This is a genomic window from Micromonospora sp. BQ32 (assembly GCF_059358895.1).
This window is the reverse complement of record NZ_JCADBI010000004.1, coordinates 38086-54649: the sequence shown is the minus strand read 5'-3', so window position 1 is coordinate 54649 and position 16564 is coordinate 38086. Positions and strand designations below refer to the sequence as shown.

Genomic DNA, 16564 nt, shown 5'->3' with positions numbered 1-16564 from the left:
ATGTTCGATCAACCAGAGATTGCTGTCGGTGTTTTCCCCGGACAGGGTGCCTACTTCCCCGGCTGCCTGGACTTCATCGGTGCCGACCGGGAACTGGAAAAGCTCGTCGAGCAGGTCGATCGGGTCAGCGCGGCCATGCTCGGCCACCATCCGATCGCCGGCCTACGCGCTGGTGAGCCGCCGAGCACCCAACAGTTGTTCGCCGACTCGCCCGACACCATGCAGCTCGCGATCTTCACCACCACCGTCGCGACACACGACGCGCTACGCCGCCGTGGCGGCGCGTTCGGCGCGCTGATCGGCCACAGCATGGGCGAGATCGCCGCGCTGGTGGCCGGAGGTGCCCTCAGCGTCGAGCAGGGCGCGTCCGTGCTCTGCCACCGGATCGCCGTACTGCGGGAGCACGCCACGGCCGAAGGCGGGCTCGTCGCTGTCGGTTGCGGCCGGAACCGGATGGACGCCGTGCTCGCGCTACTCGACCACGCCGGCCCGGTGATCGCGTCCGACAACGGGCCGGGACAGGTGGTGGTCTCCGGGTCCGCCGACGCGCTGCGCCGGGTCAAGGCGATCGCCGCCGCGATCGGAGTGCCGGCCACACCGCTGCTCTCGGCGTACCCGTTTCATCACACCATGTTGACGACCGCCCGACAGGCGCTCGCGGAGCGGCTCACGGGGCTGCGTGCCGCGCCCATGCACACCCCGGTCTTCTCCCCGATCCTGGGCCGGTTCTATCGGGCGGACGACGACCTGGCCGCGATGCTCTCCGCGCAGCTTGTGCTGCCCGTGGACCTTGCCGGCACCGTTGGCCGGCTGTACCGGGCGGGCGCTCGGGTCTGGGTGGAACTCGGCGCGGGTCGGGCGCTGACCAACGTGGTCCGTTCGCTCCACCCCGACGTCACGGTGTTGACGCCGGTGACCGAGACCGCGACGACCATCGCGGAGGCCGCTGCCTTCCTCGTACCGTCGTCGACCGTCGCCGTCCCGCCGGCCGCCACCGTGCGCGCTACGCCCGTCCCGCCGAACCTGACGCCCGCTCCGCCGACCGCGACGCCCACTGCGCCGCCCGCTCCGCCAGCCCCCACGCCTGCCGCGGCGACCCCGGAGGTACGGGAAGCGGCCGGTCGGTCGGCGCTACCCCGGTCCGAGATCGCCGCGCAACTGCGCGCCATGTACGCCCAGGCTCTCGAATACCCGGAGGAGGTCTTCGAGGACGCCGCGCAACTGGAGGCGGACCTCGGTGTGGACTCGGTCAAGCAGACCGAACTGCTCAACCGCATCGGCCAGACGTTCGCGCTGGGTATGCGCCCCGAGGGGATGCGCATCGGCGAGTACCGCACCTTCGGCAACGTGGTCGACCTCGTGCACGGGAACCTCGCGAGCGGGCAGGTCCGATGACGGGCGGACGGGTGGTCCTGGTCACCGGCGGGGCCGGCAGCGTCGGCCGGGAGATCGTCCGAGGTTTCGCGGCGACCGGTGCCACCGTCCTGATCAATTGCTTCCATTCCTGGCCAGCGGCGAAGGAACTGGCCGCTGAGGTGGTCGCAGCGGGCGGACGGGCGAAGCCGCTGCGCGCATCAGTGGCCCGACCGGCGCAGCTCGAGCAGATGTTCGACCAGGTGCGCGACGAGTACGGCCGGCTCGACGTGCTGGTGAACAATGCCGCCACCGGGACCTTCGCCACGATCGACGACATCACCGACGAGCACCTGGACCGCGCTTTCGACATCAACGTCAAGGGACCGCTGTGGTGCTCACGCACCGCCCGCCCGCTACTTGCCGCCACCCCGGGGGCATGCATCGTCAACGTCTCGTCCATGGGCGCCACGCACGCCCCGGCCAACTATCTGTCCGTCGGGGTATCCAAGGCGGCCCTGGAGAGCCTGACGCGGTATCTGGCGGCCGAGTTCGCGGCGGACGACATCCGGGTGAACACCGCCTCGGCCGGCCTGATCGAAAACGACGTCGGCCGCCGCTTTCCCGGCTTTCCCTCGCTGCGGGACAATCTGGTGGACGCCACGCCGATGCGGCGACTCGCCACGCCAGAGGATCTGGCCGGCGTGGTCCTGCTGCTCGCGTCGCCCGAGGCCGGCTGGATCACCGGGCAGACGGTGTTGGCCGACGGCGGGCTGAGCCTGCATTATCGGGCGCTGTCACCCGACGCGGCCCCGCCGGCCCCCGCCCCGTCGACCGCTGTCACGCCCCCCGAGGAAGCGGCTGTCGCACTGTCCGAGGAGGCGGCTGTCACGCTTCTCGAGGAAGCGGCTGTCGCACCACCCGAGGCGACGAGCGATGCCACCCCCGCACCAACCGGTCACGACGCCACGTACGACCCGGTGGTCGTCGTCGGGATGGGGATCGCGGTGCCCGGCGCGTCCGACCCCGACGGGTTCTGGTCGCTGCTCAACGAGGGTGCCGAACTGTTCGTCGAGGTGCCTCCGGAGCGCTGGTGGATGGACGGCTTCCACCACCCGGACCCGACCGCGCCGGACAAGACCTACCAGCGCAGGTCGGGGTTCATCACCGACCTGCGACCACACCCGGGGATGGCCGGCGAGCCGATCGTCGACGACGACACCACGGACTTCACGATCCGGTGGCTGCGGCACTGCGTCCACCAGGCTCTCGACGGCGTCAACCGGCGCCCCGGCGACCGGTACGGCGTCTGGGTCGGGTACACGCCGGACGGCAGCCAGCACCTGTTTGAGGCGCTGGCGAGCCAGGAGTTTCTCGCGATGGCTGGAACCGCGGCGGACGAGCCCGGGGTACGCGACGACCTGCGCACCCTGCTCGACCGGGTGCTGCCGCACCAGTCCCCGGACCGGCCGGTGGCCCTGCCGCACCAGGTCGGGCGCGCCGCGGTGGCCGGAATCCTGCCGGACGACGCTCGGGTGACGATGGTGGACACCGCCTGCTCGTCCTCGCTGTACTCGATCGATCTGGGTATACGCGACCTGCTCACGGGGGATGCGGACATCGCGCTCTGCGGCGGCTCGTTCGCGCTCATGCCGAGTGGTTCGGTGCTCTTCGCCAAGCTCGGTGGCCTGTCCAAGGCCGGCGCGGTACGCGCGCTCGACCGTGCCGCCGACGGGGTGCTCTTCTCCGACGGTGCCGGTGTGGTGGCGCTCAAGCGGCTCTCCCGGGCGCTCGCCGACGGCGACCAGATCCACGGCATCCTGGCCGGCTCCGGGCTTTCCGCCGACGGTAAGGGTAAGGCGATCTACGCGCCGTCCAGTAGCGGGCAGGAGCTGGCGGTGAACCGCGCGCTGACCCGTTCGACGGTCCGCCCCGGCGACGTGGGCATGGTCATCGCGCACGCGACGGGCACCCCGGCCGGCGACGAAGCGGAGTTCCTCTCCCTGCGGGCCGCCTACGCGGGCGACGCGCCGATCCAGGTGACGTCAAACAAGTCGCTGATCGGGCACACCGGTTGGGCAGCCGGCGTGGTGTCGGTCATCCACGCGCTGCTGGCCCTGCGGCACGAGGTGATACCCGCCCAGTACCGGTTCACCGGCACCCCCGAGTCGTTCGGAGCGGATACCTCCAACCTCGCCGTACCCAGCGAGCCGGTCGCCTGGCCGCCCCTGCCGGACCGGTGCCGCACCGCGGCGGTCTCCGCTTTCGGATTCGGCGGCACCAACGCCCATCTGCTGGTCAGCGAGTACCGCCCGGACGTGAACGGCGCCTACGGCTACGGCGAGCCGCACACCGATCCGCTGGTGCTGGTCGGCTGGTCGGGACACCTGCCCGGAGTGGACGACACCGAAGCGGTCGCGGACTGCTCCGTCGGCCGTGCCGGTGCCCCGCACACCTTCGGTCCGGTCTATCCCCATCCGCCGTTCCCGAAGCTCCAGATGCCGCCGCCGGCGGCGAGGGCCACCGACCGGACCCAACTGATGCTGGTCGAGTGCATGCAGCGCCTCGACGGGCAGGTACGCCAGGCCTGCGAGCGTCGCCGCGAGCGGACCGGAGTGGTGGTCGCGCACGCGGGTCCGACCCGCAACGCGGTCCTGCTCGCGCTGCGCTGCTACCTCGACGAGCTGGACCGCGTCGGTACGGAGGCCCGCGATCCGGAGGCGCTGGCCCGGCTGCTCAAGCAGCTCCGGCAGGACGTCACCGGGCGGATCGCCGCGCCGACCGAGGACTCCTTCCCGGGCGAGATGCCCAACGTCATCGCGGCCCGGCTCTGCAACTACTTCGATCTGCGCGGCCTCAACATCACCGTGGACGGCGGCGGTGCCTCGCTGGCGGACGCGTTCGAGGTCGCCGCCCACTACCTGCGCTTCGGCGACCTCGACCTGGCGCTGGTCGCCGGGGTGAACGGCAACACCCTGGCATCGTGGCGGGCCGTGTTCGCCTCGGAGGGCGAACTGGCCGAGGGCGCGTTCCTGTTCGCGTTGACCCGGCGGTCGGTGGCCGAGGCCGAAGGGCTGCCCATCCTCGCCGAGTTGGACCAGTTGTCCGTAGCGGAGGTGACCCGATGAGCGGGCTCGGCACGAAACTGGCCGGGGCGAGCGGCGCCGCCGGGCTCGCCGCGATGCTGTCTGGCCGCGTCGAGTACGGCACCGTGGCGGTACGCGCCGATGCCGCCGGCTCGGTACGGGGTATGCGGCTGCGCCGGCCCGGTCCGGCCGCGACCGACGCACCGACCGAACAGCTGCTGCGCCGGCACGTCCTGGAACTGGCCGAGCTGCCCTACCGGGCGATACGGCCGGTGCCGGAACTGCTGCCGGCGGGTGTGCTGGTGCTGACCAACACGACCGCCGCCGCCGCGGAATTCTCGCTGCCGGCCGACGGTACCGTCCTGGTCGTCTCGGACGACACGATCGAGGTACGCACGTCCGGCGGAGTGCGCCACCTGTCACCGGCGGACTGGCCCGAGGCGCGGGCACCACGGGAGGTGCCACCCCGGCACGTACGGGTGATCGTGGACACCCGGGACCCGGAGCTGCACGTGGCGGGCTGGTCGACCCGGTCCGGGGATCTGCTCCGGCTGCACGAGTGGGCGTTCCTGGCAGCGCAGGAGAGCGCCGACCGGCTGGTCGACGGCGGCAGCTATCTGGTCACCGTACTCGACGGGATCACCGCCGACGGCACGCCGCGGCCGTTCACCGGGCTGTTCACCGGGCTGACGAAGAGCCTGGCGCTGGACTGTCCCGGTGCGCTGGTGGTCGCCACCGTCCACGCAGCCGGGCCGGTACCGGCCACGCTCGCCACCTCGGTGGCAGAGCTCGGTGCCGAGCAGCTGTTGCCGTGCGTGTACCACGTCGACGGCCGTCGGACGACCCCGCGAGCCCGTCCGGAGCAGGTGGACGAGCCCGATGCGGCGCCGCCACCGCTGGACGGTTCGTCGCTGGTGGTGGCGGCGGGTGGTGCGCGAGGAATCGGCGCGCCGATCCTGCTCGCCCTGGCCCGGCGCTACGCGCCACGGATCGTGCTCCTCGGCAGCTCCGCGCCGCCGGCAGACGACGATCCGGTGCTGGATTTCGACGACCCGCAGCAGCGCAGCCGGTACATCCGGGAACAGGTCACCGGCCCGGACCGGGTATCGGTCGCGGCGGCCAACGCGCGGTTCGACCGGCTACGCGACGCGGCCCACATGCGCCGTACGCTGACCGAACTCGCCTTGCACTGCGGACCCGGCCGGGTCCAGTACCTGCGCTGCGACCTGCGCGACACCGCCGCGGTGCGGGAGACCATCGGTGCGGTCCTAGCCGAACAGGGCGACATCGACCTGCTGATCAACATCGCCGGCATCAACCGCGCCTCCGACCTACGCTCCAAGAGCCTGGCCGACTTCCGCACGGTGCGTGACCTGAAGGTCCGCGCCTACCTCAACCTGGCCGACGCCCTGCGGGAGCGGCCACCGGCCCGGTGGTGCAACTTCGGATCGTTCGTGGGCTTCAGCGGTACCCGGGGCGAGACCGACTACGCCTCCGCCAACGACTTCCTCAACACGGCAGCCGCCGCCCGTGACGACGGCTCGACCGAGCACACCATCGGCTGGACGCTGTGGCGCGACACCGGCCTGGGCGCCAGCACCGTGATGCAGGAGTTCCTCAGTCGGACCGGCTGGTTCACGGCCACCCCGACCGAGGAGGGCGTGGCGCACTTCCTGGCCGAACTCGCGTGTCCGAGGCCGCCGGCCGCGACCGTCCTGTTCGGTGACCGCGAGGCGGGCGCGCTCTCCACGGTGCTCCCCGGTCTGCTCGACTTCTGCGCCGCGGCACCACCCGAGCCCACGACACGGCAGGTGCCCGCCGCACCACCCCGTTCCGCCATACCACCGCAGCCCGCGGTGCCGCTGGCGGGACCGGCACCCCGGGCCGAGCGGCGGCTACCGTTCATCGACGATGTCGTGCACCGGGACGCGACGTCGCTGACCGCCGTACGCACCTTCGATCTCGATCGCGACGGCTACCTGGAGCACCACCAGGTGTTCGAATTCCCCACCCTGCCCGGCACGTTCGTACCAGAACTGGCCGCCGAGGTGGCCGTGATGCTGGTGCCCGACCGAGTGCCGGTCGTCTTCGAGGATCTCCGGTTGGAGTCCTTCCTGCGGGTCTACCGGGACGGCCGAAGCAGGACGAAGCGGCTGACCGCGCGACTGTTGAGCAGCGACGACACCGAGTCGGTGGTGCAGGTGCGGATCTCCGGCGACGTGCTCGGGCCGGGCGGACGGGTCCTGGTACGCGACCGGCTGCACTTCTCCGTCGTGGTGCGGCTACGCGACCGGCCGACGCCGGGGCCTCGCTGGACACACTGGGACGAACACGGCAGCGAGGCGTTGATCGACCCCTACCACGCGTCGGGCTCACCGGTGCTGCTGCGCGAGGTGTTCCGCTCCACGACGGACACCCGGGTGCACCCGCTGGGTCGCCGCGGACGGCTGGCCCTGGACACCGCCGGCATCCACCGCTGGTTCCCCGACCTGCTGGTGCCGTCCGTCCTGCTCGACGGGCTGGTCCGAGTGGCCGTGTTGGAACGTGCGCACGGCCGTTGGACGCCTGTGGCGATCCCCCGGTACGTCCGGCGCATCGACCTGTACGGCGGTCACACGGACGCCAGCCTGGCTACCCGCGGCGAAGACGTGGAGTTGTACGTGACTCCGGTCGATCTCGATCTCGAAGACCCGAACCCCGACAATCGCGCCATCGCGGTGTCCCGCGACGGTGAGGTGCTACTCCAGGTCAAGGACATCATCGGCGCGATCGTCGGCTACCTCGACCAGTCCACCGGCGAGATCGTCGACCGCAAGACGTTCGACGAGATGTTGCCCGCCCCAGCGACTCGGCCCTGATCACGGCACAAGGACAGGAGCAGGCCAATGTCCATCGAACAGCAGTCGGAGAATACGACCAGCCCACCGGCGGCGTGCCCGGTCAGCGGGCAGCGGGGCAACGCGTGCCCGGTGCCGCACGGCCCGAAGGGGCTGCCTTTCATCGGCGACGCGGGGCCCTACTTCCGCGATCCGCTCGGGTACACGCTCGACGCCCAGCGGCGGTACGGCCCGATGGTGGGCGTCAAGCTGCCGGTGCCGTTCATCCAGGTCACCGAGCCCGACGCCATCGAGCGGGTGCTGCGTACCAACCCCGACAACTACGTACGGGGCAAGCTGTACCGGGGATTCGCCCCGTACATGGGTCGTGGCCTGCTCACCCTCGACACCGCCGAGTGGAAGACGCACCGACGGGTCGTCCAGCCGGCGTTCACCCCGCAGCGGACCCGCGACGACGCCGTCGAGACGATCACCGCGACCAGCGCCGTGCTGGACCGCTGGGCCGAGCTGGCCCACCGAGGGGAACCGGTCGACATCGCGGACGACGTCATGAGCATCTCGGCCCGGGTGATCGGCGCGGCCGTGGTCGGTCGGGATCTCTCGAAGCCGGAGACGGGCTACTCCGAGGCCGCCGCGATCGCGTCCAAGGTGATGTACACGAAGACGGTCTTCGGGATCAACGAGCTTCTGCCCAAGGCGCTGCCGACCCGATACCACCGGGAGCGCCGGTGGGCCCATCAGAAGATCGACGCGATCGTGCGGGACGCCGTCACGTCACGGGGACGCACCGGTGACACCGGCGACGACCTCGCCGGTCGACTGCTCGGATCCGACCTGTCCGACCAGGGCGTCGCCGACAGTCTGCGGACGCTGCTCCTGGCCGGCTCGGACACCACCGGGCAGGCGATGATCTGGACCCTGTACGAGTTGGCCAGACATCCCGGCGAGCGCCGGGTCGTCGAGGAAGAGGTAGACCGGGTGCTGGCCGGTAACCCACCGACCATCGACGACGTGGACCGGCTGCCCGCCGTCGCCGCCGCCGTCGACGAAGCGCTCCGGCTCTACCCGCCGGTGTGGCAGTTCCCCCGCGACTCGATAGCCGACGACACGGTCGCGGGGCGGTTCGTGCCGGGCGGCACCACGCTCCTGATGAGCGTTTACGGCACCCATCGCTCCGCCGAGCTCTGGACCGATCCGAACGCCTTCGACCCCGCCCGGTTCCGCACCGCCGCCACGAGACGACACCGGTACGCGTACCTCCCGTTCGGTGGCGGACGACGGATGTGTATCGGCAAGGCTCTGGCACTGGCGACCTGCGTCCTCGCGGTGGCGATGATCAGTCAACGGTTCCGGCTCCGCCTGGTGCGTCACGACATCCGGCCGGGCACGTACATCACCCTGTTCCCGACCGGCGGAGTGCCGGCGTACCTCGAGGAGCGGTCGTGACCGTTGCCACGGTGTCCCCAGCGGGTGCTCCCGCCCTCCGGCCGCACCTGGTCTCGTTCACCACCGAATCGTTCGTCCGGCCCGTCGATCGGTTCGTGTGGACACCGGTCCCGGCGGCTCGGCCGGTCACCGCCCGGGTAGCCGACGTGGGACCGCTGCTGGTCGTCGGAAACGACGTGGCGCTGGCGGAGGGCGTCGCCGCACGGTTACGGGCGCGAGGTCTCGCAGTCGACGTGGCCGCTCGCGGTGTCGAGCCGGCCCCGGCGGCCTGGGGCGGCGTCGTCGACCTCAACGTGGCTGGCGCCCGGTACTCCCCCGGTGACGGCGACTGGCGCTCCGCGCTGGACCGCAGCGTCCGGATGCTCGCGCACCGCTATCCGGACTGGGCGGCCCAGCCGTTGGCCAACGGCTGCTGGTACCTCGTGGTCACCGTCATGGGCGGCAAGATGGGGTACGACGACGCTCCGATCGAACAACCGTTGGGCGGCATCTGGGCGGGGCTCGCCAAGGGCCTGGTCCGGGAGCTGCCCAACCTGGCGATCAAGGTGGTGGACCTCGACCGGCCGGAAGCGGTCCGCATCGCGGACGTGGTGCACGCCGAACTCGGCTCGTGGGACCAGTTCGAGGTCGGCTACGCCGGCGACGAGCGTTACGTGCTGGAGGCACGCCGGCAGGACGCACCCGAACCCCGGCTCGACCTCGGCGCCGACGACCTGGTCCTGATCTCCGGCGGCGCACGGGGCGTGGGTTTCGCGCTCGCCGAGCATCTGGCCAGGGAGTTCGGTTGCCACGTGGTGGTCACCGGACGCAGTGCCATGTCCGTCGAGGAGCCCTGGCTCGCCCTCGACGACGCCGCCTTCGAGGAATACCGGCGCGCCGAGGTCGCGGCGGCGACCTCGGCGACGCGACTGCGCGAGGTGCGCGAGGTGCTGCGGCGACAGGCGGAGCTGCGCGCGGTGCACCACAATGTCACCGCCGCCCGCGACGCCGGTCTCCGGATCACCTACCAGGCGTGCGACTGCGCCGACGAGGCCCAGGTCGCGGCCCTGTTCGACACCGTCGGCGCGCCGACGGTGATCGTCCACAACGCGGGCATCGACCTGCCCAAAAGGCTGGCCGAGAAACGGCCGGAAGAGGTCGTCGACACCGTCGACGTCAAGGTCACCGGCTTCGCCAACCTGGTCAACCAGGTGCTCGCCGACGACCGCCGGCGCGCGACGCTGAAGATGTTCTGCAACGTCGGGTCACTCGCCGGGCGGCTGGGCGGCATGGTCGGACAGATCGACTACGCCGCGGGTAACGAAGCCCTCGCCCGGCTGGGCTTCTGGGCGCACCGCACCCACGGCCTACCGGCACAGACGCTGTGCTGGCCGACCTGGGAACGGCTGGGGGTGATCACCAACTACGACAACGCTGTCCGGTACGTCTCCACCATCGCGCCGGACGACGGCGTCCGGCGCTGGACCGACGAGATGCGGGCGGGTACGACCAGCGAGGTGATGTTCATCGGTCGGATCGGGGTCGCCCTGGTCCCCTCGATGTTGCGCGGATTCTGGCGGTTCACCGGTCACCCTGACCTGCCACGCCTGCACTCGCTGGCCCACTTCCTGGGTGAGGTCGAACTGTTCGAGCCGTTCGCCCAGCTCCGCAGCGCGGTCACCCACCGGGCCGGGGACCAACCGTGTCTGGCCGGCGAGTTCACTGTGGACGGTGTCCCCGCCCTGCCGGTCAGCGTGTTGATCGAGCAGATGTGCTCGGTGGCCGACTGGGTGGCCCCGCCGGGCTGGCCCCGCCGCCACCTGGTCGAACTGAGCGACGTGTCCGTGCAGTTCGACGCGCTGCGGCTACGGCAGGAGGGAACCCGCTTCGTCAACCACGCGGTCGGCGCGGACACCCCGAACGGCTGGACGGTGACCGTGGCGGTGCTCGGCGACGGTGGCGAACCGGCGGCCACGGCCACCCTGCGGTACGCCGAGGATCCGCCCGAGCCCTCGGCGCTGGCGGCGACCTTCCCGCCAGCCGCTGACGCTCCACCCCGCTCCGGTGGACCTCGGCTGCGCTGGTCCGGCCTGGCGATCGGCCGTCCGCGGTGGCGGGTCGGGCACGACGGCGGGCACTCGGCCGACCTGTCGGCCGGGACGGCCGCCGACCTGTGGACGATGCCGTTTCCACCGACCGCCGCGATCTGCCCGACCGCCCTTGAGGCCGCCGTGGCGACCGCCGCCGCCGCTGGCACCGGACGCCGCGTGAGCGTGCAGCGGATCGTCGCCCGCCCGGGGGCGCAGCGCGTCGACCGGCTCTTCGGCTCGTCCGACGGACGTCACTGGACCGGGTTGGCGGCTGACGAGCCCGTCCTGCAGCTGACCGGTCTCTGCGTGACGGGCGGCTGAGCAGGCCGACCAAACTGCTTGACGCCGACGGTCGGGCCGATCCGGCCGGCCCGACCGCCGGCTCTCGTCGGCCAGCCGGGACCGACCCGCCGATGACACCGACAGCAGGGTCAGTCCGACAGCGCCGCCCGGGCGCGCAGCAGCGCCGCGACCTGCTCGCACCACTCACGGTTCTCCTGCTCGAACCGGCGGCCGCGCAGACACGTCAGGTACGGCCCGATGCGCTCACCCTCGCGCAGGAACGTCTCCTCGTCCCGTTCGCCACGCAGCCGCCGCGCCGGCAGCCAGCGCGGCCGCGGCGATGTAGGTGAGTGTGCGCATGGCGCCTCCCTTCGATGGTTTCGCGGTCATGCGACGCGGCGGATGCGGCGAACGGCGAGGTAGAGCAGCAGGGCGGCGACGGCGACGAAGATGCCGAACTCGATGCCCTGGAATAGCCAGTACCGGGTTCCGGACTGGTAGAGCTGCCAGTTGTAGGCGCCCGAGGTGATGCCGAGGTCGGCGCCGCACGCGGCTCCCGGTCCGGTGGCGTCGGGGGCGCAGGCGATCTGCGCGTTGGCCGTGAGCATCTTGCCGGAGGCGTCGCGAATGCCGTAGGAGAGGATCCAGTCGGCGGCGGCCGGGTTGGTCTGCTCGGTGGCGTCCTTGATAGGGAAGGTCAGGACGCGAGCGGGCAGGTAGTGCGGCCGGGCGAGCGTCGTGAGGGCGATGCGCAGCCCGAGGAACCCGACGAGGGTGGCGGACATCGCCGGCAGCACCTTGGGCCAGATGAACTTGACCAGTGCCCAGCGTCCCTACCGCGAGCTACGGCTCGCCCTCACCTACAACCCCACTGAAAACAAAATCAGCGTCGAGGCTAAGCCTGACGCTGATTACTGTGGGGTAACTGTACGTGTCCGAGGGGGGACACGGCCCATTGCCCCACCGCCGTTGACGCTGAGCGCAACTCTGAAGCTCGTGCAAGTCTAGCTATGGTGGTGACCTCTTCGAGCACGCCGAGGAGGTCACCACAGAGGACGCGCCGGTCGCGCGCCGCTACTGGGGTTGGCGTTTCAGGCAACGGGACTAGCTACCGGTCCGGCACGGCGGGACTGTGCGCCCGGACGTCGATGTAGGGCAGACTGCGGCCCGATCAGGTGAACGCTGAGCCGAGCGCGGATCATCGGTGGCGCCGGAACGGCTGCGCGACCTCGATTAAGCGGTTCCCCGCCAGCCGCGTCTTGAGGGCCGCGATGAGGTCGCCGGGAGGCTGCCGGCGAGGTTCAGGATGAGCCGGCCGATGAGTGGGGCTCAATCGTTGATTAATGCGTTGCGCAGGGATCGCGCGGCGTAGTGGGCGCGGGATTTGACCGTGCCGGCTGGGACGCCGAGCCGAGCCGCGGCCTCATCGACGGTGTGTCCCCTCACGTACAACTCCAGGAGCGCCGACCTGTGGGCAGTGCTGAGTCGGCCGATGGCGTGTCGCATTGTGATCTGCGCGATCGCCGTCTCGGCTGCCTCGCTCCCGGAGCCTGCGGGTTCGGTGTCAACGAGGCTCACCTCCACAGGCCGCGACTGCCGCTTACGGTACGCATCGATGGCCAGCCGGCGGGCCACCGCGAACAGCCAGCGCCGCTGCGACTCGGGCTCGGTCGGCACCGCGTCGAGTCTCCGCCAGGCACGCAGCATGGTCTCCTGAAGTAGATCCTCGGCGGTATGGCCGACGCCCGGGGAGACCAGGCTGCGCAGGAAATAGAGCAACGCGCCGCCGTTGTTTCGATGAATTTCGAGCATACGAGACTCGGCACGGCAGTCCGGACGTTCAGTGTCAGACGCATCGGGCGCAAAAAGGTCGGGCCCGACAGCGCTGGTCGCTATGGTCATAGTTAATCCCCGTAGAAATCCGGCAGGTTGACGAGAGCGTATGGGGAGCCCAGTGAAAATCCACATCATTGATAGTTACATCGATGTGAAGGAGTTATGCTCGGCAATCGCCAGCCACTATCACCTTGGTAAGCGGCGGATGCGCAGGTAGATTCTTGCTGGGCCTGAAGAATGGATTAACGCCGCCTTTTCGGCTTCGGTTGCTGTTCCGGCTACTGCGCCGATAGGGAATAGCGTCGCAGCCTTCTACGCAGACCACAGGAAAACCACCGATTCGTGGCAGCTCTGACAGCCCTTAAAGGCCAAATCTCAATCAAGTTGGGCCCAGGCCGGTGCCGAGGGTGTCACGAGTGGCGGCCGCTAAGCGACGAGAACCGCAGCCACTCAATGCGGCGCAGAAGGGGCGTGAATTGCTCGACCACCGTGCGCAAAGCCACGCTGGCGGAACCCCTCCATGGTCAGTCGTCCATGGAAAGCAGCCGGGCGACCTGGGCAGGGTGTTCCAGGTGAGGCAGGTGACTACCGGCCAGCACCGTGATGACGGTCGTCGGCAGGGCCGCCCTCAGCCACTCGACATAGGGCGTCGGCGGGTCCGCGCTGGTCACCCACCGATAACTGATGCCCCGTTCACCAATCGCCCGCAGATCCGCCTCCCGATCAGCTGCGATCTGCCCGTCGTTACCGTGCAGGATCTCGGCCCAGTACCCCAGCAGCAGATCGCGTCGTGGAGCAGTGGCGGTTTCCGCGAGGTGTCGCGCCTCGCCCCGCAGCGACTCGATCCCCATCCCGGCCACCATGCGCTCCCAGACGGCGCGCCAGCCGGGGCCACGAAGCTCCGGCTCCGCCGCCCGCACGATGGCCCCGAAGGGACCCGGCAGCAAGAACTGGTCCAGGTTGACGACCGCGCGTGTGGGATAGCGAACGGCGTAGATCGTAGCGATCACCCCGCCCACGGAGTGACCCACCACGGTCGGCGGCTCAGTCAGGGCCGCCGCCGTGATCTGGCCGTGGATGACCTCGGCCACCTCGCCCAGGTCGTACGACGCCCGGGGCGGATCCTCGCCATGGCCCGGCAGGTCCAGGGCGAGGACCTTACGATCCGGCTCCAAGACCGCGAGTTCGCGCCGCAATGGGTCCCAGTGCCGCCGATCGAAGGTGAGTCCGTGGAGCAGGACAATTGGAGATGACATACCCCGTAGGCGTAACCAGGCGTTGAACGAGGCGTTCGTGGCCTCGGTCACAGCTGCCAGCGTGCCGGTCCACCGGCTGCCGGCTGATAGCGAAAGTAGCCACCGGTGTGCATCGACGCATGCAGGTGCGCCGCGACGATGGGAGCGATCGGCTCCAGCCTGGTGAGCACCGCCCGCAGGGCGCGCGTCGCGTTGACCCGAGCCCGTTCCGCTTCGGCGCTGTGCGAACGAGTCCGACCCCCCAGGCCCGCGGCCCGCCGCAGTTCAGCCAGCAACGCGCTTCGCTCGGCCGCGACCTTCGCGGCGAGTTCGACGTCGCCAGTGCGGTCTGCCGCGTCCATCTGGCGCGCGAGGTCGTCGAGCCGCTTGCGGTACGCCGCACGGGCCGCGGTGTCGAGCACTGGCTCGGGCGGGGGCGTCACGAGGCCAGCGCCACCCGCGACAAGATCCAGAGCGGCGATCTCCTGGCCGGGTGCGGCCAATAGGGTACGCAGGTAGTGCAGCCCCCGAACGTCGCGGAGGCGGGCATGCTCCGTGCCTGCGTCGATGACCCAGTCGTCGCCGTCGCGCCCCAATTTCCAGACGTCAGCGCTTGGTCGACCGTCTGTTGCCGGCGGGCCATCCGCAGCCTTCGAGGACTCGGCCCCCTCGGAGATTCCCGGAAATTCACCGGGTACCGGCAGGCCGAGCCCTTCTGCGATCGATGCGGCCTGCGCCCGATCCCCACGGGCCGCGAGGGTGGCCGACAGCCAAGGCAGCGCGCCGAGCCGCTTTTCCTGTGCGACAGCCCTGTCAAAATGCGCGAGCGCTTCGTCGGACCACCCCAGCCCAGCGGCGAGACGGCCCAGATAGTCGTCGACCGGTCCGGTGATCGTGTTCGCCCCGCCCCAGACGACCAGGCGACCGGCGTAGGGATGAAGAGCATCGTAAAGGGCCTGAACGGCAGTTGGGGAGGCGCCGAGCGAGGCGACGAAGGCCAGGTCGGCCACCGCGCCGAGCCAACGGGGACCCGCGCCGGCCAGAACCGACGGCAGCAGGCGATCCACTTCTAGCAAAGCCTCGGCAACCTGGCCGGACTCTGCCAGAGCGCGGGCCGCGGTCACCTCGAAGAAGTGCCCGGGCAGTCGCCGTGCGAGTGCGCGCAGCGGCTCGACCTGGCTTGCCGCATCGCCGCGCATCGACGCGATCCGGCCCCGCAGCGACGCGGTCAGCCGGTCGGTATCCGCTAGGCCGATCCGTCGTCCTGCCTCGGCCACCTCGGCAGCGAGCACCTCCGCAAGCCCCAAACGGCCCCGAACCAGCGCCAACACGGCTTGCCGGGAGGCGGCGACGACCGCCGCCTCGGGGTCGCTGTCCCGCTCCCCCGCCCGGGCGTACGCGACCAGGGCCGCTTCGGCCGCGTCCAAGTCGCCGAGTTCGGCCAGAGCGGTGAATCGCCAGAACAGTCCCCGCCGCTCGAGGATCGCATCCCCGGCCCGACGGGCTAGATCGACGATCCGGCCCGCCGTGGACGAACGTTCTCCGGCGGCAGCCGGATCCCACAAAGCGTGCAGCCGCCCATCCAGCACCTCGGCGAGGGTCCTCGGATCATTGGAGGCGCTGGCGAGCCGGACAGCCTCATCGACGAGTTCCCGTCGCCGGGCCGAGGCGGACGGGTCACCCAGCAGTTCTCTGGCCAGTCGTACCAGCACGCGGGCTCGGGTGGCCGGCGGCAGCACGTTCGACGCGGCGTCCTCCAGCAGCCGGATCAGCGCCATGTCGAGGTCGAGGAATTGGCTTCGCGAGGGCGACGTAAGGGCCCATTCGACGACAGCGTCGACGCCGGCTGCGGGCGGCACGGCCGCCGCGAGGTCGAGGGCCGGTCCGGGCCAGCCGGCGGTGAGCAGCCACACCGCGTGCACCGTCCCGACCGGCGTCCCCGGCAGGAGGGCGGCCAGTTCGGCCTCGGTCAGCGGGGCGAGATACAGGTGCTGGCCGGACTGCCTTGCCTCGGTCGTGGCGACCAGGACCGCCGCGCCGGCGAGCACCAGCTGATCGAGGTCAGCCGCCGCCCCGGCCTGGTCGAGGTCGAGGTCGTCCAGAATCACCAGCCGGGCGCCCGTACCATCAGCCGTCGCCGTGCGGTCCACCGGCAGGCCACGCTGCCTGGCGAGGTCTGCTGCCGCGTCACCGAGCGCGGTTTTTCCAGACCCGGGAGGTCCGACGACGATTAGGCACCCGCCGGCACCGGCGACAGCACGGTCCAGCAGTCGTTGGACGGCGGCAAGCTCGCGACGTCGTCCGATCATGCCTCGAGCGTAGTTGCTATCACTGCGCTCCCCCGTCGACTCGTTCCGCGCAGGTGACGGGGGCCGTCGGCCGAGGTAAGGCGGAAGACCAGCCAACCGAGCGCGGTCCGC

9 protein-coding genes and 1 pseudogene are annotated in these 16564 nt (G+C 70.7%); 5 read left to right on the top strand and 5 right to left on the bottom strand.

What is annotated here, in order from left to right; translation table 11 throughout:
* Genes AC5L30_RS09830 through AC5L30_RS09810 form a run of 5 tightly spaced genes read left to right on the top strand, consistent with a single transcriptional unit; the run spans position 1 to position 11112 of the window.
* Positions 1-1395, top strand: coding sequence for an acyltransferase domain-containing protein (locus AC5L30_RS09830; RefSeq protein WP_494866636.1), 1395 nt, complete (start codon positions 1-3; stop codon positions 1393-1395).
* Entirely contained in the window at positions 1392-4481 is a 3090-nt protein-coding gene (locus AC5L30_RS09825; RefSeq protein WP_494866635.1) for an SDR family oxidoreductase, read from the top strand. The genes AC5L30_RS09830 and AC5L30_RS09825 overlap by 4 nt, the downstream gene beginning before the upstream one ends.
* Complete coding sequence (locus AC5L30_RS09820) at positions 4478-7297, top strand: SDR family NAD(P)-dependent oxidoreductase (RefSeq protein ID WP_494866634.1); 2820 nt, start codon at positions 4478-4480, stop codon at positions 7295-7297. Before AC5L30_RS09825 ends, AC5L30_RS09820 begins: the two co-directional genes overlap by 4 nt.
* Positions 7298-7324: 27 nt before the next feature.
* Complete coding sequence (locus AC5L30_RS09815; RefSeq protein WP_494866633.1) at positions 7325-8722, top strand: cytochrome P450; 1398 nt, start codon at positions 7325-7327, stop codon at positions 8720-8722.
* Positions 8719-11112: an SDR family NAD(P)-dependent oxidoreductase gene (locus AC5L30_RS09810; RefSeq protein WP_494866632.1), complete on the top strand. Its 2394-nt coding sequence runs from the start codon at positions 8719-8721 to the stop codon at positions 11110-11112. The genes AC5L30_RS09815 and AC5L30_RS09810 overlap by 4 nt, the downstream gene beginning before the upstream one ends.
* 110 nt (positions 11113-11222) lie before the next feature.
* On the opposite strand, the pseudogene AC5L30_RS09805 reads toward AC5L30_RS09810, so the two are convergent.
* The 5 genes and pseudogenes from AC5L30_RS09805 to AC5L30_RS09785 all read right to left on the bottom strand — a co-directional run.
* A pseudogene (locus AC5L30_RS09805) lies at positions 11223-11387 on the bottom strand (PadR family transcriptional regulator); the annotation flags it as partial.
* Between the two features lie 72 nt (positions 11388-11459).
* Positions 11460-11858, bottom strand: coding sequence for a hypothetical protein (locus AC5L30_RS09800; protein WP_494866631.1), 399 nt, complete (start codon positions 11856-11858; stop codon positions 11460-11462).
* Between the two features lie 544 nt (positions 11859-12402).
* The gene (locus AC5L30_RS09795; RefSeq protein ID WP_494866630.1) at positions 12403-12975 is read right to left on the bottom strand and encodes a sigma-70 family RNA polymerase sigma factor; all 573 of its coding nucleotides are present in this window, start codon (positions 12973-12975) and stop codon (positions 12403-12405) included.
* Between the two features lie 458 nt (positions 12976-13433).
* Positions 13434-14216, bottom strand: a complete 783-nt coding sequence (locus AC5L30_RS09790; RefSeq protein WP_494866629.1) for an alpha/beta fold hydrolase — start codon at positions 14214-14216, stop codon at positions 13434-13436.
* The gene (locus AC5L30_RS09785; RefSeq protein ID WP_494866628.1) at positions 14213-16453 is read right to left on the bottom strand and encodes an AAA family ATPase; all 2241 of its coding nucleotides are present in this window, start codon (positions 16451-16453) and stop codon (positions 14213-14215) included. The genes AC5L30_RS09790 and AC5L30_RS09785 overlap by 4 nt, the downstream gene beginning before the upstream one ends.
* Between the last annotated feature and the right edge of the window lie 111 nt (positions 16454-16564).

Bases quoted from the DNA above. Each gene is read 5' to 3' on its own strand.
- AC5L30_RS09830 (WP_494866636.1), top strand. From the start codon at position 1: ATGTTCGATCAACCAGAGATTGCTGTCGGTGTTTTCCCCGGACAGGGT.
- AC5L30_RS09825 (WP_494866635.1), top strand. From the start codon at position 1,392: ATGACGGGCGGACGGGTGGTCCTGGTCACCGGCGGGGCCGGCAGCGTC.
- AC5L30_RS09820 (WP_494866634.1), top strand. From the start codon at position 4,478: ATGAGCGGGCTCGGCACGAAACTGGCCGGGGCGAGCGGCGCCGCCGGG.
- AC5L30_RS09815 (WP_494866633.1), top strand. From the start codon at position 7,325: ATGTCCATCGAACAGCAGTCGGAGAATACGACCAGCCCACCGGCGGCG.
- AC5L30_RS09800 (WP_494866631.1), bottom strand. From the start codon at position 11,858: ATGTCCGCCACCCTCGTCGGGTTCCTCGGGCTGCGCATCGCCCTCACG.
- AC5L30_RS09795 (WP_494866630.1), bottom strand. From the start codon at position 12,975: ATGACCATAGCGACCAGCGCTGTCGGGCCCGACCTTTTTGCGCCCGAT.
- AC5L30_RS09785 (WP_494866628.1), bottom strand. From the start codon at position 16,453: ATGATCGGACGACGTCGCGAGCTTGCCGCCGTCCAACGACTGCTGGAC.